Below are 16,551 nucleotides of genomic sequence, written 5' to 3'. Positions count from 1 at the left end.
AAATCCACGGAAAGCCCCGTCCTCAAGGACCGACCGAGCGCACCGCGTGAGGGAGGGAGTAGGGCGGGGTAGTTTACAGGCGACAGTCGCTCGAGCAGCGGCCGGCTTTCGACACGGGACCGTACGGTTCTCGAAATAGCAGAGAAAACCGCGCCCCGGTCGACGATTCCGTCAGTAGAGCCGCTCGGTGGCGATCTCGGCACCCTCGACCAGCGCCTCGAGCTTCGCCCACGCGATTTCGGGATCGACCATGCCGAGGCCGGCCTGGGTCCCGAACCCGCAGTCGGGAGCGGCGATCAGCGGCGTCCCGTCGTCGACCGCGTCGGCGACGCGCTTGAGGGAGCCACGAACTCACACCCGCAGGTGGTGATCGGCGATAGCGTCGTTCAGTTCGGAGACCCGGCTGGCCGCCGGGCTGACGGGCTCCCCGAAGAGGTTCCTGCCAACTCGTCGCGCGTACGAACTCGTCAGCATGACCGAGATGGCGTCGCCGATGTTCGCGCCGTGGGAGTGCTGGAGTCCGATCGTGTGGCCGATCTCGTGGGCGATCGTCTCCCCGACGGCCGCCTCGGCGCGGGTCGACCGCTCGGCGGCCATCCAGGCGATCCCGTAGCGATCGATCGGTTCACAGCACGTCGGGAGGATCGCGGGCGACGCGATGCCGTTACCCGACCTGATCTCCGGGTGGCGGGAGAGGAGAATGTGGCTGTCGACGGCCGACCGCGTTCGGTTGTACTCGACCCAGTTGAGAAGCGACCGCCTCGCGGCCGGCATCTCGTCGCCGAACGTCGACAGCGTCGGCGGCAGCGTCGTCACCGCCTGCGGGACGGTCAGCGCCTCGTCGATCAACTCGAAGGAGTTCGCGAAGTGGGGCTCGAGAATACGCCGTACCGCAGCTTCGGCGAGGCGCTGGCCCGTATCCCGTCGCTGTCCCGTTTCCTCGAACCCCGCCGTGAGCCCGTCGGTCTGGTAGACGGCGACGGTAATCGTCTCCGGCGCGCGAACGCGGCGGACACCCCGATCGAGCGCGAACGCGCCTCCGGCCGCGGTTCCGACTCCCGTGAGGAACGTTCGCCGATTCATACATATCTACCAGATAGTGTTTCAGCATATACTTTCTGTTTATATTAACATTCTTCGTATTGTATGATAGCGAGTACGGACCGAGGGGAGAGGTGTCGGTAACCAACGGAGGACGACGCTGTCGAGAGCGTGCTCCGGGCGCTCCAACAGTTCGGTCGCTACGCACCACCGACGGCCGTTCGAGGGTCTCGTCCTCGGCAAGACCGTCATACGGTCTGCCGTACCGAAGCGACCGCAGGACGGCTCGCGGTCGCCCCGGAACTGACGTCCAGTCGTCCGACTCAATCGGTCGGCTCGTACTCGAGTCCGTCCGCAGCGCCGGCCTCGAGCGGTTCGTCCGCGCCGGCCTCGAGCAGTTCTGCCCACGCCCCGGCGTCCGATTCGGGAGCAGTCACGTCCGCGAGGACGGCGTCGCAGTCCAGACAGACCGTCCAGACCGCGATGTGCGGGGGCTGACAGCACGGGTCGATCCGTTCGTCGTTTCGGTCGACCGGGCCGCCGCAGGCCGGACAGCGCTCGAGCAGGAGTCGGATCCGCTCGAGAAGCGCCAGCCGCTCGTCGCGCTCGAGGGTCGGCCAGTCCTCGACCGTCGCCCGGAGGACCGACGCGGCCGCGGCGTCGGCGAGGAGCGCGGCGTCGGACTCCCACCGGAGGAGGCGGTTGCCGTCGATCGAGTACGCCCGCGGCCCGCGTTCGACGGCCTCCGTGGCGTCGGCGAGCGATTCGACGTCGTCGGCCCCCGGCGTCGACTCGCGCCGATCGATCTCTCGGCGAAGTTCCGCTCGAAACCGATCCGTCAGCGAGAGCGTACCGTCCGCCGATCGGTCGACGACGCCGCCGGCGGCGAGACGATCCCACGGGTCGTCCGTTCCGGCCGCCTCGAGCGAGCGGGTCGCGATCGGCTCCTTCCCGAACAGTCGGAGTACCGAGTTCGGAAGGTACCGTTCGGTGAGTTCCGGCGTTCCCGGGACGAGGTAGCCGCGGAGGTAGATCGCCGCGAGGCAGACCGCGAGCGCGGCCGCTCCGATCGGAACGGCCGTGACGACCCCCACCGCCCCCGCCAGAAGGATCGCGATCGCGACGTTGACGACCGTACACGGGAGACAGCGGTTCTCACCCGTATACTCCGGCCGTCGGACGGCTCCGAGATCCGTGAGGGAAGGTTGCATGGATTACTGCGAGGGAGTACCACGCTGTCCCGCAAAAACGTTCGTCCCCGGACGCGGGTCGACCGTCGCCGACGTCGCGATCCGGCGTCGGGGGCACCCAGTCGAACCTCCCGAGGTTCTAACCCCACCCCGATCGTTCGATCTCGGGGGACCGGGCAGCGTCACTCGACGTCGGCGATCGCGCCGGAGTCACACTCGGGACAGCGAAGCGTCCCCTTCGTCGGAAGGTGGACGTCGCTTCGCGGGAAGGTCGCCCGACAGTCCCGGCAGCGCACGGTCGCCTTTCGGTCCGGCTCGAGACGCACCCTCGGGAGCCGAAGGTCGTCCGTGTACGGGTCCATAGATAGGTATTGACAACCACGATAATGAATCCTCGCACGACGCTCGACGCTCGGCCGAAGCCGTTTGCTAGCAGTCGACAGATCGACCGTTTACACCCCTCGAGACGCCGTATACCACGGTATCAGCTGCATACGAGACCGGTAAAAAGGAACCGGCCCACGCAAAGACGCTCGTCTTTCCCACCGAGTCCCTTGCACGAGTGTCGAAAGCTCTGAAAACTGCGTATTCGACTCCGAAGACTATACTATGACTTCGAACGAGCTACTCGTCGATAAGTGTCCAGTCTGTGAAACGTACTTCGCCGTCACCTCGAGCGCCGACCTCCAGCGGCGACTCAACGCCCACGAACTCGAGCAACACGGCAAGGTCAAGCCCACGCGGGTCGACCACGGCGCGGCGAACCACCGGTAGCGACGTCCCGCCGACCGATCGCGTTCTGCGAGCCGCTTCTGACGACGTCCGATCGGATAGCGGGGGTACCCTTATGCGGTCTCACACAGTCAATCAGGACGAATGCGTTCGCGAACGTTCTGGGTGCTCGACGGCGAGGATCGACCGGTCGTCGACGACCTCGCCGTCGGGCTGGGACGGACGCCCGCACGGGTCCTGGCGTACCTGCTGTTGCGGGCCGACCGCGAGGACGACCCCGCGACGACGATCCAGCTGCAGGTCGGGACCGAACTGAGCCGGTCGCCGATCAGCGACGCGGTCGCCCGACTCGAGGCCGACGGGTTGATCGAGCGCTCCACGGTCGCGAGCGCCAGCCAGGGACGGCCGCCGTCGGCGTGGCGACCGACCGACGACCTCGCCTCGAGTCGCCGGCGGGTGTACGAGCGACACGCGGCGACGCTGCTCGAGCGGGCGGACGCGATCTTTCGGGACGGCGCGACCGAGCGGGAGCCGGAGGCGACCGACGAGTCGGGGCTGACCGTCGCGCTGAACTGGCGACCGAACGGGCTTCACGCCCCGCTGTACGCGGCCGCCGAGGCGGGCTGGTACGGCGAGTACGGTCTCGACGTCGAGTTCGAGCACCACGAGGGATCCCGGCGCGCCGTCGACCGGGTCGACGCCGGCGAAGCCGACGTCGCGGTCGCCGGCGCCGCGACCGTCCTACGGGCCAGGGCGGCCGGGGTCCCGATCGTCCCGATCGCGGTGCTCTACCAGCGCGCGATGACGGTGCTGTACTCCACCCGCGAGGTCTTCGGCGCGGAGCTTCGCAGCGTCGACCAGCTTCGGGGACAGCGAATCGGGATGCCCGCTCACTCCGAAACGGGGGTACTCGGTCGCCTGTTCGTCTCCCAGACGGCGCTCGAGGGGGACCTCGAGATCGAGGAGACGACCGGCGAGGAGCGGACGGCACTGCTGGCCGGCGAAGCCGACGTCGTCACCGGCTCCATCACCGATCCCCGACAGCTCGAGCGACGCGGCGAGACCGTCGACACGCTCCTGTTGACCGATCACTTCCCGATCTACGGGCCGACGATCGTCGCCCGGGAGCGGACGCTCGACGGTCGTCGGGCGTCGCTCGAGGCGCTCCTCGCGGGAACGGCCGGCGGCTGGCGGGAGGCGACCCGGGATCCCGATCCGGCGGCGACGCGAATCGCCGAGCGCGGCGACGACGAGCCCGAGCGCGTCCGGGAGACCTTCGAGCGGGCGGTCGAGGAGTTCGGGCACAGCGACGACACGCGCGAACGCGGCTGGGGCTGGCAGCGCGAGCGAACCTGGAACCGGCTCCGAACGGCGCTCGAGCAGGGGGAGCTGCTCGCGGAGGAACCGTGATCGACCTCGAGAACGTCGGGGTCGCGTTCGACGACTTCACCGCGGTCGCCGACGTCGACCTCGGGATTGACGACGGGGAGTTCGTCACCGTCGTCGGCCCGTCGGGCTGCGGGAAGACGACGCTGCTGCGTGCGATCGGTGGGCTCCAGGAGCCGACCGAGGGTCGCGTCACCATCGAGGACCGATCGCCGTCGGTCGCACAGGAGACGGGGGATATCGGATTCGTCTTCCAGCAACACACCCTGCTTCCCTGGAAGAGCGCCCTCGAGAACGTCGTCTTCCTCCGGAAGATGGCCGACGAGCCGCCGGACCGCGAGGGGGCGCGGGGGTTGCTCGAGACGATGGGGCTCGACGGGTTCGAGGACGCCCGGCCCGCGGCGCTCTCGGGCGGGATGAAACAGCGCGTCGCCATCGCTCGAGCGCTCCACCTCGGCGCGGACGTGCTGTTGATGGACGAGCCGTTCGGGGAGCTCGACGAGATCACCCGCGACGAGCTCGGCGTCGAGATCCGCTCGCTCTGGCGCCGCGAGCGGAAGACGATCGTTTTCGTCACCCACAGCGTCCCCGAAGCGGTGTTTCTCGGCGACCGGTGTGTCGTGATGCGCGACCAGCCGGGGCGGATCGAGGCGACGTTCGACATCGACCTGCCCGGACCCCGCGATACGGAGTCGCTCGGCTCGCAGGCGTTTCAGGAACAGGTCGCGGCCGTCCGCCGGACGCTTCACGAGAGCTATGACTGAACGGACCAGCGTCGCCGGAAGCGGCGCCCTCTACCCCGCGAGCGCGCTCTGTGCGGGCGTCGCGCTCTGGTGGGCTCTCACGGAACTCGGCGACATCCCGCCGTTTCTCCTTCCCGCCCCCGACGCCGTCGTTGCGCGGCTGGCCGGCAATCCGGAGCTGTACCTCGTGAACGCCCTCTACACTCTCGAGAAGGTCGTCTACGGCGGCGGGATCGGAATCGGGGCCGGCATCGCCCTCGCCGCCTTCGTCGCGTACGTTCCGTGGTTTCGCCGGGCCGTCTACCCGTACCTCGTGACGGTTCGAGTGTTGCCGAAGCTCGCGATCGCCCCGCTGTTACTCATCTACCTCGGCACGGGGATGACGACGGCGATCGTCTTCGTCGCGCTCATCACCTTCTTCCCGCTGGTGTTGAACACCGCTGCGGGGCTCGATCGCACGCCGACGGCCCACCACGACCTGCTGCGGTCGGTCGACGCCGGACCGGTCGAGCGGATCCTGTACGTCGACGTCCCCTACGCGATCCCCGACATCTTCGCCGGCCTGAAACAGTCGGTGACCCTCGCGGTCGTCGGCGCGGTCGTCGCGGAGTGGGTCGTCGCCGACAACGGACTCGGCTTTCTGATCCTGATGGGGTCGGAGAACGTCCGTCCCGACGTCATGCTCGCGGCGCTGGTCGTTCTGTTGCTCGTGGGGCTGGCGCTGTACGGGATCGTCGTCCTCGTTCAGCGACGCGTCCACGAACGGCTCGGACTCGAGGCCCTCGGCTGACGCCCGTCCAGAACCAGGGGACCGTGTCTCGATCAGTGCCAGAGTGCGCGCTCGAGGGCGACGGGAACGAGATAGAAGCCGATGCCGACCAGCGAGAGGACGACCAAGGCGGCGTAGGTCTCCGCGGTCCGGAGGAAGGCGGCCGTCTCGAACACCCGGTAGCCGAGCCCGGCGTTGAGCGTGACGAACTCGGCGACGACCGCGCCGATGACCGACAGCGTCGCGGCGATCTTGAGCCCGGCGAAGACGCTCGGCGCGGCCGCGGGGATCCGGACGTGGACGAACACCGCAGTGGGCGACGCGTCGACCGTTCGCAACAGCTCGAGGTACGACTCGGGGGTTCCGCGAAGCCCGTCGAGGGTCGCGATCGTGATCGGAAACACCGTCAGCGTGGTGACGACCAGCGCCCGGGCGGGAACGCCGCGGCCGAACCACAGAAAGAGTAGCGGAGCGATCGCGATCACCGGCGCGATTCGGAGCGCGACGACGTACGGGAGGATCGTGCTCGCCGCCCGACGGGAACCGATCATCGCGAAGGCGAGGCCGGCGCCGACGACGGTCCCGGCGACGAGTCCGATGCCGGCGGTCGCCGCCGTGACGGCGGCGTCGCCGAGCAGCGTCGGATACGTCTCGACGAGCGTCGCCCCGACCTCGGCCGGGGACGGCAACACGATCGTCGGCACGTCGTAGTAGACGACGACGCCGTGCCACGCCGCAAGGAGGAGGACGAATACGGCCGTCGGCGGAAGCAGTCGCGCCGCGAGTCCGCGGGCGAGGGTTCGGGAGCCCTCGAGAACGCCGCGGCTGCCCGGAACCCGCTCGAGCCGTCGTCCGTCGCGTCGGTCGGTGTGGTCGTCGATCATCCGGGACGTCGATCGCGGCTCTCGAGCCGGACGGCGCGGTCACTCATCGATCCGGTCGGCGAACTCCGCGACGTACTCGTCCTCGGCGTCGAGGTAGTCGTTCGTCCAGACGGCGTCGGGATCGACCTCGTTCTCGAGGGCGCCGGCGTCGGCCAGCACGTCGTGGGTCTCCTGCCACGGTTCCGGTGCGCTCGCCCCCCAGCCCTCCGTCTCGACCGTCCCCGAGAGCATGTACCCGGTGTACATCTCCTCCCACTTGTCGTACTGGTTCTCCCGGGTCTCCTCGAGTTCGGGCTGGACGTCGACGAGGTGGTCGATCGCCTCGTCGGGATTCCGAGCCGCCCAGACGGCTCCCCTGGCGGTCGCCCGGAGGAACGCCTCGACCGTCTCGGGGTTTTCCTCGGCGAACGATTCGTCGGTCGCGATCAGGTGGCCGTAGGACGGGACGGCCTCCTGGATCTCGAGGACGTCGATCTCCCTGCCCTGGTGGCGGGCGTCGACGACGTCGCTGAACACCCCGCCCGCGACGTCGATCTCGCCGGTCAGCAGCTGCTGGACGGTGTCGAAGCCGGCGTCGACGTACTCGACGCTGTCCAGTACGTTGTGGTGGTCGAGGTAGGCCTCGGTCATCGTCCGGACCATCCCCGGACCGCTCCCGACCGTGACACCCTCGAGCTGGTCGGGATCGGTGAGTTCGCCGAATCCCTCGCGGTCGGCGAAGACGACGTTCGGGTTCCGCTGCATGACGATGCCGACCGCACGCGGCGACAGCTCGTTGCTGTTGACCGTCAGGATCTGGTCGCCGCTCGAGATCGCGAACTCGGTGTTGCCGAGCCCGGCCTGGTTCGCCGCGAAGTCGGAGCCGTCGCCGCTCTCGAACTCGACGTCGGCGAACCCCTCCTCCTCGTAGAACCCGTTCTCGCGAGCGGCGACGTAGGGCGTGTGGAGTCCACCCATGTTCCAGTTGAGCAGTAGCGACACGGACTCCACCGCGACCCCGTCCTCCGCGGACTGATCGCCGTCGCCGTTCCCGCCGAGCCGACCGGCACACCCCGAGAGGGCGACCGCGCCGCCGAGGGCGAGGACGCCGCGTCGCGTTCTTTGTGTGTGTTTCACACTCTCACCGATAGTGTCTGTCGGGGAAGGAGTTTATAAATCATTTGGATTAAGCTTTAAGTACTCCCCGACGGAACATCGCACAGTCGAGTGCAGATCGGCATCCGGGCCGCCGCTCACCGTGACCGACGGTGCCGTGTGTCGGTCCGGTAATGGCGATTTTCTATCATAGCTGAAACGTTTCGCGGCCGTTAGATCCGGATTCGGACGGAAACGGTACCGGCAGTGCTGTCGAAAAACCGACAGCGACAGTCCAGAACACATAATTTCTGGCTTTAAATATAGATCTATTATAATAAGGTCTAAGATCGTGTAGGTTGGTGGCACATACTGCATGGGAGTTGGAACCAAGGGACACGACAGGTACTACCGGGTGCACTACGCATGACAACGGCACAGATCACGGACGAAGCGCAGCGGCAACTCGCCCGCACGCTCGACGTCGAAGCGGTCGATGACGGGGAACAGCTGACGATCGAACGGCTTCGCGACGAGGTAGAGCGGGAAGACGATCCCGAGTTCGCCTCGATGGGCGAAGCGATCCGAAGCGACCTCTCGGGAAAGCTCGACGCCGAGTTGCTCGAGACGCAGCTCGAGGAGCTCTCGAGACAGCTCGAGCGCCAGCCGGAGGTTCGGGAGCAGGGAATCCCCGAGGGTGAGACCGAAGCCGAGGTGCTCTACCGTGAACTCGCCGAACCCGGCTGGGAGATCTACGACCACCTCGTCGACGTCGACTTCTTCGATAGCCTCGAGGCGAACCTGCCTCGGTTCACGCCCGACCACATCGAGGGAACGGCCCACGAGCTGATCGCCACCGACGAGCTGACGGCCGAACTCGAAAAGCTCGGATTCGACGAACAGGAGCGGATCGCGCTCGTCATGGACGTCACGAACAACAACGACCGGCTCGCCCGGTGGGTGCCGACGAAGGAAATTCCCGCGGAGGTGGAGTTCGGCGTCGAACACGTCCCGCCGCTCCACCAGCGGGCGGCCGGCGGAACGTTGCTGTGGATCGACGCGATGGACGTCCACCTCTGGCAGAACCGGATTCTCGTCACCGACGAAATTCTGGACGATGGCTACTGGGACATCAAGGCGCTGCTAGGCGGGTTCCACCTGCTGGCGCAGGCGGCGCTCGATATCACCCGTGAGGAGGGGTTAACCGACTCCCAGCTGACCGCCGCGATCACCGCCGGCGCGGCGATCATGATCGTCAACCAGGAGGAGATCTGCAAGAACGTGTTCTGGATCACCGAAGAGATGCGCGCGCCATCCGAAGCGAGGTAATCATCAATGTCACTCGAAGAAGACAGGGCCGTACAGGCCGCAAAGGATACGGTTGTAAGGGAGACTGACCAGGGGTTCCGCGTGCTCGGATCCCCCGACAAATCGGTTACGCACCAGCACGACGTCGATCGGATCGAGGAGTTCGACGTCACGAACGAGATGATCCAGGAGTCCGGCGATAATCCGGAAGCCTGGCTCACCTACGGCGGCAACTACGGGCAACACCGCCGCACGACGGCCGACGTCATCACGCCCGACAACGTCGCCGACCTCGAGGTCGAGTACATGCTCGACGTGGGCGCCGGCTCGAGCATGGAGGGGACGCCCCTGATCGTCCCGGGCGATCCGCCGATCATGTATCAGTCGAACGGACCGAACCACGTCAAGGCAATCGACGCCCGCGAGGGCGACATCCTCTGGAGCTACACGTACGCCGTCCCCTCCGACGTCGTGCTCTGCTGTGACGACAACAACCGCGGCGTCGCCGCCTACGGCGACAAGGTGTTCATGACGACGCTCGACTCGGGGGTCGTCGCCCTCGACCGCTACACCGGCGAGGAGGTCTGGCACACCTCGACCGCCGACCACGAGGAGGGGTACTCGGCGACCTGGGCGCCCATCGCGTACGACGGGATGATCTTCACCGGCAGCGCCGGCGGCGAGTACGGCGTTCGCGGGTTCCACACGGCGCTGGACGCCGAAACCGGCGAGGAGGTCTGGCACACGTGGACCTCTCCCGAGACCGAGTGGGTCGGCGACAGCATCAACCAGTCCTGTGCGACAAACTGGATGAACGCGACGATCGACGTCGAAGAGCGACGGCTCTACCTGCCGATCGGCAACCCCGGGCCGGACTTCGACGGCTCCGTCCGACCGGGACCGAACCGCAACAGCTGCGGGACGCTCGCGCTCGACATGGATACCGGCGAGCGGCTGTGGACCCATCAGGAGGTCGCCCACGACGTCTGGGACTACGACTCCGCAGCGCCCAGGGTCCTCATCCGGGACATGGAGATCGAACACCGCAACACGACGAAAGACGTCGTCGTCTCCGCGGGCAAGACCGGCTGGGCCTACACGATGGACGCCGAGACGGGCGAACTCATCGAGCGCAGCGAACCGGGCGTCCAGCAGCTGAACATGTACCGGATGATCCCGCACATCGACGAGGGGCGCCGGATGCCGTTCATGCCCGGCGCGATGGGGGGCAACGACTGGCAGCCGCCAGCCTACAACCCCGAGACCGGGCTCATGTACACGAAGATGAACAACTCGCCCCAGGAGGCCTGGTGGCGATTCGAGGAGTACGAGGAGGGCAAGAAGTACTGGGGTGGAATTCTGGAGGACCAGACCGAAGCCGTCCCCGACGAGTACAACGGGAAGATCAGCGCCATCGTCGCGATCAACCCCGAGACGGGCGAACGGGTCTGGCGCGACTGGATCGAGAGCGATGCCTACATCTGGGGCGGCATGGTGACGACCGAGACCGGCGTCGTCTTCACCGGCACCCAGAACGGCGACTTTATCGCCTACGACGGCGAGTCCGGCGACCGCCTCTGGGAGTACGATCTCGGCGAGGCGTCGATCGCCGGCAGTCCGATGAGCTGGTACGATCCCGAGACCGAGAAACAGTACGTCGCGATTCAGGTCGGCGGCAGCGGCTGGCTCCGCCGCGGCGCCGGCGGCCGCGACACCCGACTGGCCGTCTTCTCGCTGTCGGAGTAATCGACTTGCGACGGTCGTCTTTTTCGATCCGCCGACCGATCAGCGGGCGGTATCCGGCCGCACGATAAGGAGGATGTACGGCTCCTCTCGGTCCGCCAGCTCGAGGCGCTCGAGGGTCTCGATCGCGAACCCGGCCTCGAGGACGCGATCGGACCAGTACGACTCCGGGTCGGGATCGTCCCCGACGTCGTCAGGAACGAGCGGGAGCTCGAGAATGCCGACGGCTCCGTCGGCCGTACAGACCCGCCGCAGCTCCGACAGCGCGTCCTCGGCGCTCGAGGCCGGGAGATCGTGCAGCACCCGACAGGCGGTCGCGACGTCGACCGAGCCGTCTCGCAGCGGGAGCGTCGCCGCATCGCCGGCGACCGGCTCGACGGCGAGCCCGGCACGATCGGCGTTTCGCCGCGCCAGTCGCGGTCCGTTCCCGAGGATGACGCGGTCGTCGAAGACGTCGAGGCCGACGACGTCCGTTCCCTCCGGAACGTGCGGTGCGATCCCCACGAGGGAACGTCCCGTCCCGCAGCCGACGTCGAGGATCCGGTCCGCCCGATCGAGCGGGAGCCGGCTCGCGAGCGCGTCGTACTTCGCCCGCTCGAGCGACCACGGCGTCGGACCGACCAGCCGACGCAGCGTCCGGAGCCCGCGAACGACTCCGACGGATGCGACGAGCGACGCGGCCGCTCGTCGGCTTCGGGACTGCGTTCGGCTCCCGACGACGGTCGCAACCGCGAGCGCGACCGCTACGAGCGCGAGCGATCGAAACCGTCGCCGCCAGTGGTAGACGCCGAAGTAGTACCGCGGTCCGAGCACGCTCACTCGACGCTGAGATCGCTTCCGCCGCGGGCCTGCTCGAACTCGAGTTCGATCTCGAGCTCCGAGGTTCGCTGGCCGGAGAACTCGATCTCGACCTCGATCGGCTCGCGGTACTCGAAGGGGATCTCCCAGCTGCTGCCCGAGATCGTCAGCGAGGCGTCTTCCTCGAGCGCGTCGGCGATCTCGCGGAGAAAGCTCGCCGTCTCGGTCCGCGAGAGGTAGATCTCCTGTTCGAAGAAGCCGTCCGTGATGACCCTGCGGTCGGGGTTCTCGTCGTCGGGGAACTCGACGTTGTTCGCCATGGGGACGAATACCACGCCGTCGATACATAAATGTGCGTGACGGCGTCGACGGCGGCGGAACACTCAACTACCGGCTGCGTGTACGATAGTTCATGACGTTGCTCGAGGCGCTGGGGAACACTCGACGGCTGAAGATCATCCGGGAGCTCTCCCGAGAGCCGAAGTACGTCTCCGAACTCGCCGAATCCGTCGGGATGAACGGGAAATCGGCCGTCCACCACCTCGGTGTGCTCGAGGAGGCGGGGCTCGTCGACCACTACCGACGCGGAAACCGCAAGTACTACCGCCTCGTCAACGACGTCGAACTGTACGCCGCGCCGCCGCCGGAGCGGGCGTTCATCCTCCAGGCTACGGAGCAGTCCGACGAGTCGTCGTAGCGAGTCGAGCACCGGCCCCGACCCCGACTTCCTTTCTTCGAATCCGAGAGCGAAACGTTAGCTAAAGGTATTTACACGACCGTGTTGATTGTGCCCGTATGCCAGAGTGTGCACACTGTGGAGAGGAGTACCCGGCACCGGGTCCGTACAAGAGTCACGTACTCACGTGTACGAACGAGAACGGAGCCGTCCCCGCGGACGAACCCGTCGAGGAGACCGCGTCCGAGTCGTCCGGTTCGAGCGTGGGGTCGGACTCGGAGGCGACGACGATCGATCAGCACATCGAACGCGTCGTCGACGAGCGACTCGAGACCGTCGAGTCCGAACTCGCGCAGATGTCAGAGGACGTCGACGAACTCGAGAATTTCGCGACGATCAGCCTCGGCGAGCGACGGCTCGATCAGGCCGAAGCGAACCTCTCGGAGTATTCGGCGTCGCTCACCGACCTCTCCGAGCGAACGCTCGAGCAAGTCAACGAACTCGAGTCGCGACTCGAGTACCAGACGGTCGTTCTCGCGACGGCCCTCGACGCGCTCGCCGAGGCCGACGTCGACGTCGACACCGAACCGATAGACGCCTACCGGCAGGACCAGATCGTCACCGAGCAGTCGCCCTCGACGCGACTCGAGGAGGCGATCGAGAACCTCGAGTCCTGATGCGGCCCGGGTAGTCCTGCACCGATGGTCGCCGTCCCGTCGGCGATCACCGGGAAACTGCCACACCGACCCGTACGAATCGTCGACCGCGGTCTCGACTCCCGACGTCGGGGAACGTCAGACCTCTCGCACGCCGATAACCCGATCCTGCAGGTAGTCGAGGTACATCGCGTTGAAAATGAGTTTCACCTCGTCGCTGGCCGGAAGCGCCTGGCAGGTAAGGACGATCCCTCGCTCCTCGACTTCCTCGTCGGTGAGGATGAGGTCCATGTCCATCTCGACGTCGCCCTCGTAGACGATGCCGGCGCAGTTCGCACACGAGGCGGCGCGACACTCGTAGGGCCACTCGAACCCCTGATCCTCCGCGGCGTCGAGGATGTATCGTCGGCCGGTGATTTCGACTCTCCCGTAGTCGTCGTCCTCGAGGTCGGCCGCCGCCGCCTTCTCGAAGAGGTCCTCGTCGTCCATATCCCACCCCTGTTCGTTCAGGGTCTCGTAGTTGAGGTACTCGACGGTGCGGACGGGTCCCTCGTCACCGTCGCTGTCACCGCGCTCCGCGGCGTCCTCGCCGAGCCTGACGTGAGGGAGGTTGTGTGACATACACAACCACTAGCCGTGCACCTACTTAGCATCGGTGGTCACCTCCGGCGCCCGGTTCCGGCGGAGTCACTCGCCGTCGACGAACGCGTCGACCCCGTCCTCGAGTCGAGCGAACTCGTCTCCCGGCTCCCCGTCGGCCGCCTCGAGGGCCCGCTCGAAGTGGTCGGCCGTCAGCTCGAGGTCCTCGAGGGCGGCGCCCGATTCGCTCTCGCCCTCAGGGGAGTCGTCCGGGCCGACCCCGGCAGAGGTCTCGACGTACTCTCGAACGGCGTTCATCGCCGCGGTCCGGCAGATCCCCTCGATATCGGAGCCGACGGCACCCTCGGTTCGCTCGGCGAGCACGTCGAGGTCGACGTCGGCCGCGAGCGGACGCTCCCGAAGGTGGATCTCGAAGATCTCCCGTCTGGCCGCCTCGTCGGGCTCCCCGACGCGGACGTGTCGTTCGAACCGCCCCGCTCGCAGGAGCGCGTCGTCGATCCGGTCGGGACGATTCGTCGTCGCGAGGACGACGACGTCCTCGAGATCCTCGAGCCCGTCGAGCTCAGTGAGCAGCTGGGAGACGACGCGTTCGCCGACCGCCGTCTCGCTGGCGTCGCTCCGGGTGCCGGCGATGGCGTCGATCTCGTCGAACACGAGTACCGTCGGCGCGTTCTCGCGGGCCTTGCTGAAGACGTTGCGGATCCCCCGCTCGGACTCGCCGACGTACTTGTCGACGAGTTCGGGCCCCTTGATCGAGATGAAGTTCGACTGAGCCTCGTTGGCGACGGCCCGCGCGAGCAGCGTCTTTCCGGTCCCGGGCGGGCCGTACAGCAGGACGCCGGTCGCCGGGCGCAGCGAGACGCGATCGAAGGCGTCGACGTACTCGAGGGGCCACTGAACCGTTTCCCGAAGGGTTCGCGTCACCTCCTCGAGCCCGCCGACGTCCCCCCAGGTCGCGTCCGGAACCTCGACGAACACCTCCCGCATCGCGGACGGTTCGATCTCGCGCACCGCCGCTTCGAGATCCGCCTCGGCGATCTCGACGGCGTCCAGCCGGTCGGCGGGGAGTTCCACGGATCCGCTCGAGGAGTCCGCTCGAAGCCGGCGCAGCGCACACATCGCGCTCTCCCTGATCAGGTTCTCCAGGTCCGCGCCGACGAAACCGTGCGTGCGCTCGGCGTAACGCTCGAGATCGATTTCGTCGCTGAGGGAAACGTCGGCCGCGTGGATCCCGAGGATTTCGGCTCGCTCGTCGGCGTCCGGCACGCCGATCTCGACCTCGCGGTCGAACCGACCCGGCCGGCGGAGGGCGGGATCGACGGAGTCCACGCGGTTCGTCGTTCCCACGACGACGACCTGGCCCCTGTCGTCGCCGCCGTCGAGCAGGGAGAGCAGCTGGGCGACGATCCTGCGTTCGACGTCGCCGACGTCCTCCCGTTTCGGCGCGATGGCGTCGATCTCGTCGATGAAGACGATCGCCGGCGCGTTCTCCTCGGCCTCCGCGAAGACCTCGCGGAGCCGTTCCTCGCTCTCGCCGTGGTACTTCGAGACAATCTCCGGGCCCCGAAGCGTCTGGAAGTGGGCACCGACCTCGTTGGCCATCGCGCGGGCGATGAGCGTCTTTCCGGTTCCCGGCGGCCCGTACAGCAGGACTCCCTTCGGCGGATCGATGCCGAGTCGATCGAAAACACCGGGATACCGCATCGGCAACTCGACGACCTCCCGCACCTGCTCGAGTTCGTCCTCGAGACCGCCGACGTCGTCGTAGGTCACCGCGGGAGCCGTCGCACCGCGATCCTCGTCGTCGACCGTCGCCGGTTCGGGAGCGATAACGATCGACGTCCACTCCTCGACGGCGGCGGGATCGGCCGGGTCGACGTCGACGACCTCGATCGAGATGGGGCGAGCGGACTCGGCGTCGATCGATACCGTCTCCCCGTCCGAAACGACCCGCCCGACGAGCGCGTCCCGCTGGGCGAACTCGAGCGCCTCGGCGGAGGAGACGTCGTCGGGTAACGCTATCGAGACCCGCTCGGCGGACCTGACCTCGGCTGGTTCGACGCGAATGCGGTCTCCCGCGTCGACGTCGAGTCGCCCCGAGAGCTCCTGATCGAGACGGATCGTTCGCTCCGTCCGCTCCTCGGACGGGCGCGACAGCACTTCGACGACGGCCGATTCGCCCGTCGGCCCCTCGAGAGAAACGTACTCTCCGGATTCGACGCCGAGCGAGCCCATCACGTCCCGCTCGAGGACGGCGACGGAGCGTTCCCGCTGGTTCGAGACGAGCGGTTTGACGGTGAGTTTCATCGATGAAGTCGTCCTTTGGTAACGTGTCACGCTCGGACGCAAGAACGTTTGGATCGAATCCCGAACGGACTGCCTCCGGAGTGTGGATCCGATCCGAACGACCACGCCGTCGTCTGGTCCGGATCGAACGAATGTTTATCAACAATGACGTTGAGAAGTGATACGGACCATGACAGACAGTGACTTGGAGGACTTCCTGATCCTCCGCGCGCTCGACGACCCGATCACCGAGTCCGAACTCGAGGCCGCCGGCGAACAGTCCGGGGAGACCCTCGAGGAACTCCGCGACGAAGGCGTCGGAATCCGCTGGGTCGACTCCGAGGTACTGACGAACGGGGACGGGAAGATCACTGGAACCTTCTGTCACTACCGGGCCGAAGACACGGATGCCGTTCGGGAACACGCCGAGCGCGCGGGTCTCCCGGCGACGCGAATCGATCGACGCGGGGAGCCTCTCGAGGGCGAGTAGCGCCGGTATCGTCGCTAAACTGTTCGCGACTGCGAAAACGCTCGGCGTTTCGACTATCGATGGGTGAAGAGTATGAAAGGAAGCGGCGAATCGGATTTCCCAGAGGGTCGCCCACTCCAGTACTCGCCGAAACGCAGGCGAGCTTATCTTCCGTGTTCGGGATGGGTACGGGAGG

Annotated in this window: 18 protein-coding genes, 1 rRNA gene and 1 pseudogene; 9 read left to right on the top strand and 11 right to left on the bottom strand. The window is 67.0% G+C overall.

All coding sequences use genetic code 11. The features are described 5' to 3' along the window. Positions 1–171: 171 nt before the first annotated feature. The 4 genes and pseudogenes from ACNA7R_RS15215 to ACNA7R_RS15200 form a co-directional block, all read right to left on the bottom strand. Positions 172–339: pseudogene (locus ACNA7R_RS15215) on the bottom strand (methionine synthase); the annotation flags it as partial. Between the two features lie 12 nt (positions 340–351). Then, positions 352–1,083 (bottom strand): zinc-dependent metalloprotease family protein, encoded by a 732-nt coding sequence (locus tag ACNA7R_RS15210; protein WP_416284398.1) that lies wholly within the window; start codon positions 1,081–1,083, stop codon positions 352–354. A 281-nt stretch (positions 1,084–1,364) separates the two neighbouring features. Next, on the bottom strand, positions 1,365–2,252 hold the full coding sequence (locus ACNA7R_RS15205) for a hypothetical protein (protein ID WP_416284397.1): 888 nt from the start codon (positions 2,250–2,252) through the stop codon (positions 1,365–1,367). A 161-nt stretch (positions 2,253–2,413) separates the two neighbouring features. Next, on the bottom strand, positions 2,414–2,593 hold the full coding sequence (locus ACNA7R_RS15200; protein ID WP_416284396.1) for a hypothetical protein: 180 nt from the start codon (positions 2,591–2,593) through the stop codon (positions 2,414–2,416). Between the two features lie 247 nt (positions 2,594–2,840). Between ACNA7R_RS15200 and ACNA7R_RS15195 the strand changes: the two genes are divergently transcribed. From ACNA7R_RS15195 to ACNA7R_RS15180, 4 genes are all read left to right on the top strand, one after another. Then, a complete protein-coding gene (locus tag ACNA7R_RS15195) occupies positions 2,841–3,005 on the top strand; it encodes a hypothetical protein (RefSeq protein ID WP_416284395.1) in 165 nt (54 codons plus the stop codon). A 102-nt stretch (positions 3,006–3,107) separates the two neighbouring features. Then, positions 3,108–4,373 carry an ABC transporter substrate-binding protein gene (locus ACNA7R_RS15190; RefSeq protein ID WP_416284394.1) on the top strand — a complete coding sequence of 422 codons (1,266 nt, stop codon included), beginning with the start codon at positions 3,108–3,110 and terminating at the stop codon, positions 4,371–4,373. Further along, on the top strand, positions 4,370–5,113 hold the full coding sequence (locus ACNA7R_RS15185; RefSeq protein WP_416284393.1) for an ABC transporter ATP-binding protein: 744 nt from the start codon (positions 4,370–4,372) through the stop codon (positions 5,111–5,113). The genes ACNA7R_RS15190 and ACNA7R_RS15185 overlap by 4 nt, the downstream gene beginning before the upstream one ends. Beyond that, the gene (locus ACNA7R_RS15180; RefSeq protein ID WP_416284392.1) at positions 5,106–5,882 is read left to right on the top strand and encodes an ABC transporter permease; all 777 of its coding nucleotides are present in this window, start codon (positions 5,106–5,108) and stop codon (positions 5,880–5,882) included. Before ACNA7R_RS15185 ends, ACNA7R_RS15180 begins: the two co-directional genes overlap by 8 nt. A gap of 32 nt (positions 5,883–5,914) precedes the next feature. On the opposite strand, the gene ACNA7R_RS15175 is transcribed toward ACNA7R_RS15180, so the two are convergent. Both ACNA7R_RS15175 and ACNA7R_RS15170 read right to left on the bottom strand, forming a co-directional pair. Continuing rightward, entirely contained in the window at positions 5,915–6,745 is an 831-nt protein-coding gene (locus ACNA7R_RS15175) for an ABC transporter permease (RefSeq protein ID WP_416284391.1), read from the bottom strand. Positions 6,746–6,784: 39 nt separating this feature from the next. Further along, the gene (locus tag ACNA7R_RS15170; RefSeq protein ID WP_416284390.1) at positions 6,785–7,861 is read right to left on the bottom strand and encodes an ABC transporter substrate-binding protein; all 1,077 of its coding nucleotides are present in this window, start codon (positions 7,859–7,861) and stop codon (positions 6,785–6,787) included. A 384-nt stretch (positions 7,862–8,245) separates the two neighbouring features. Here ACNA7R_RS15170 and ACNA7R_RS15165 point away from each other — a divergent pair, with 384 nt between their 5' ends. Together ACNA7R_RS15165 and ACNA7R_RS15160 are read left to right on the top strand one after the other, a co-directional pair. Next, entirely contained in the window at positions 8,246–9,148 is a 903-nt protein-coding gene (locus ACNA7R_RS15165) for a hypothetical protein (protein WP_416284389.1), read from the top strand. Between the two features lie 6 nt (positions 9,149–9,154). Beyond that, positions 9,155–10,873 carry a pyrroloquinoline quinone-dependent dehydrogenase gene (locus ACNA7R_RS15160; protein WP_416284388.1) on the top strand — a complete coding sequence of 573 codons (1,719 nt, stop codon included), beginning with the start codon at positions 9,155–9,157 and terminating at the stop codon, positions 10,871–10,873. Positions 10,874–10,912: 39 nt separating this feature from the next. Here ACNA7R_RS15160 and ACNA7R_RS15155 read toward each other — a convergent pair whose 3' ends face one another. Beyond that, positions 10,913–11,683, bottom strand: a complete 771-nt coding sequence (locus ACNA7R_RS15155) for a class I SAM-dependent methyltransferase (RefSeq protein WP_416284387.1) — start codon at positions 11,681–11,683, stop codon at positions 10,913–10,915. Positions 11,684–11,685: 2 nt separating this feature from the next. Then, entirely contained in the window at positions 11,686–11,988 is a 303-nt protein-coding gene (locus tag ACNA7R_RS15150) for an amphi-Trp domain-containing protein (RefSeq protein ID WP_416284386.1), read from the bottom strand. A gap of 92 nt (positions 11,989–12,080) precedes the next feature. Here ACNA7R_RS15150 and ACNA7R_RS15145 point away from each other — a divergent pair, with 92 nt between their 5' ends. Then, on the top strand, positions 12,081–12,365 hold the full coding sequence (locus tag ACNA7R_RS15145; RefSeq protein ID WP_416284385.1) for an ArsR/SmtB family transcription factor: 285 nt from the start codon (positions 12,081–12,083) through the stop codon (positions 12,363–12,365). Positions 12,366–12,463: 98 nt separating this feature from the next. Next, on the top strand, positions 12,464–13,021 hold the full coding sequence (locus tag ACNA7R_RS15140) for a hypothetical protein (RefSeq protein ID WP_416284384.1): 558 nt from the start codon (positions 12,464–12,466) through the stop codon (positions 13,019–13,021). 117 nt (positions 13,022–13,138) lie between these two features. Here ACNA7R_RS15140 and fer read toward each other — a convergent pair whose 3' ends face one another. Together fer and ACNA7R_RS15130 are read right to left on the bottom strand one after the other, a co-directional pair. Then, positions 13,139–13,621, bottom strand: coding sequence for a ferredoxin Fer (gene fer, locus ACNA7R_RS15135; protein WP_416284383.1), 483 nt, complete (start codon positions 13,619–13,621; stop codon positions 13,139–13,141). Positions 13,622–13,687: 66 nt separating this feature from the next. After that, complete coding sequence (locus ACNA7R_RS15130; protein WP_416284382.1) at positions 13,688–15,907, bottom strand: CDC48 family AAA ATPase; 2,220 nt, start codon at positions 15,905–15,907, stop codon at positions 13,688–13,690. Positions 15,908–16,076: 169 nt separating this feature from the next. Here ACNA7R_RS15130 and ACNA7R_RS15125 point away from each other — a divergent pair, with 169 nt between their 5' ends. Beyond that, a complete protein-coding gene (locus ACNA7R_RS15125) occupies positions 16,077–16,376 on the top strand; it encodes a DUF4242 domain-containing protein (RefSeq protein WP_416284381.1) in 300 nt (99 codons plus the stop codon). Positions 16,377–16,453: 77 nt separating this feature from the next. Here ACNA7R_RS15125 and rrf read toward each other — a convergent pair. Then, positions 16,454–16,551 (bottom strand): 5S ribosomal RNA (rrf, locus tag ACNA7R_RS15120); the annotation flags it as partial.

Source organism: Natronococcus sp., assembly GCF_047921035.1.
Lineage (GTDB): Archaea > Halobacteriota > Halobacteria > Halobacteriales > Natrialbaceae > Natronococcus.
The sequence above is the reverse complement of the archived record's forward strand: the minus strand, read 5'-3'. Positions and strand labels throughout refer to the sequence as shown.

What these genes read in the sequence shown, in the direction of transcription:
- ACNA7R_RS15210 (WP_416284398.1), bottom strand. Translation starts at nt 1,083, where the DNA reads ATGAATCGGCGAACGTTCCTCACGGGAGTCGGAACCGCGGCCGGAGGC.
- ACNA7R_RS15205 (WP_416284397.1), bottom strand. Translation starts at nt 2,252, where the DNA reads ATGCAACCTTCCCTCACGGATCTCGGAGCCGTCCGACGGCCGGAGTAT.
- ACNA7R_RS15200 (WP_416284396.1), bottom strand. Translation starts at nt 2,593, where the DNA reads ATGGACCCGTACACGGACGACCTTCGGCTCCCGAGGGTGCGTCTCGAG.
- ACNA7R_RS15195 (WP_416284395.1), top strand. Translation starts at nt 2,841, where the DNA reads ATGACTTCGAACGAGCTACTCGTCGATAAGTGTCCAGTCTGTGAAACG.
- ACNA7R_RS15190 (WP_416284394.1), top strand. Translation starts at nt 3,108, where the DNA reads ATGCGTTCGCGAACGTTCTGGGTGCTCGACGGCGAGGATCGACCGGTC.
- ACNA7R_RS15180 (WP_416284392.1), top strand. Translation starts at nt 5,106, where the DNA reads ATGACTGAACGGACCAGCGTCGCCGGAAGCGGCGCCCTCTACCCCGCG.
- ACNA7R_RS15175 (WP_416284391.1), bottom strand. Translation starts at nt 6,745, where the DNA reads ATGATCGACGACCACACCGACCGACGCGACGGACGACGGCTCGAGCGG.
- ACNA7R_RS15165 (WP_416284389.1), top strand. Translation starts at nt 8,246, where the DNA reads ATGACAACGGCACAGATCACGGACGAAGCGCAGCGGCAACTCGCCCGC.
- ACNA7R_RS15160 (WP_416284388.1), top strand. Translation starts at nt 9,155, where the DNA reads ATGTCACTCGAAGAAGACAGGGCCGTACAGGCCGCAAAGGATACGGTT.
- ACNA7R_RS15150 (WP_416284386.1), bottom strand. Translation starts at nt 11,988, where the DNA reads ATGGCGAACAACGTCGAGTTCCCCGACGACGAGAACCCCGACCGCAGG.
- ACNA7R_RS15145 (WP_416284385.1), top strand. Translation starts at nt 12,081, where the DNA reads ATGACGTTGCTCGAGGCGCTGGGGAACACTCGACGGCTGAAGATCATC.
- ACNA7R_RS15140 (WP_416284384.1), top strand. Translation starts at nt 12,464, where the DNA reads ATGCCAGAGTGTGCACACTGTGGAGAGGAGTACCCGGCACCGGGTCCG.
- fer (WP_416284383.1), bottom strand. Translation starts at nt 13,621, where the DNA reads ATGTCACACAACCTCCCTCACGTCAGGCTCGGCGAGGACGCCGCGGAG.
- ACNA7R_RS15130 (WP_416284382.1), bottom strand. Translation starts at nt 15,907, where the DNA reads ATGAAACTCACCGTCAAACCGCTCGTCTCGAACCAGCGGGAACGCTCC.
- ACNA7R_RS15125 (WP_416284381.1), top strand. Translation starts at nt 16,077, where the DNA reads ATGACAGACAGTGACTTGGAGGACTTCCTGATCCTCCGCGCGCTCGAC.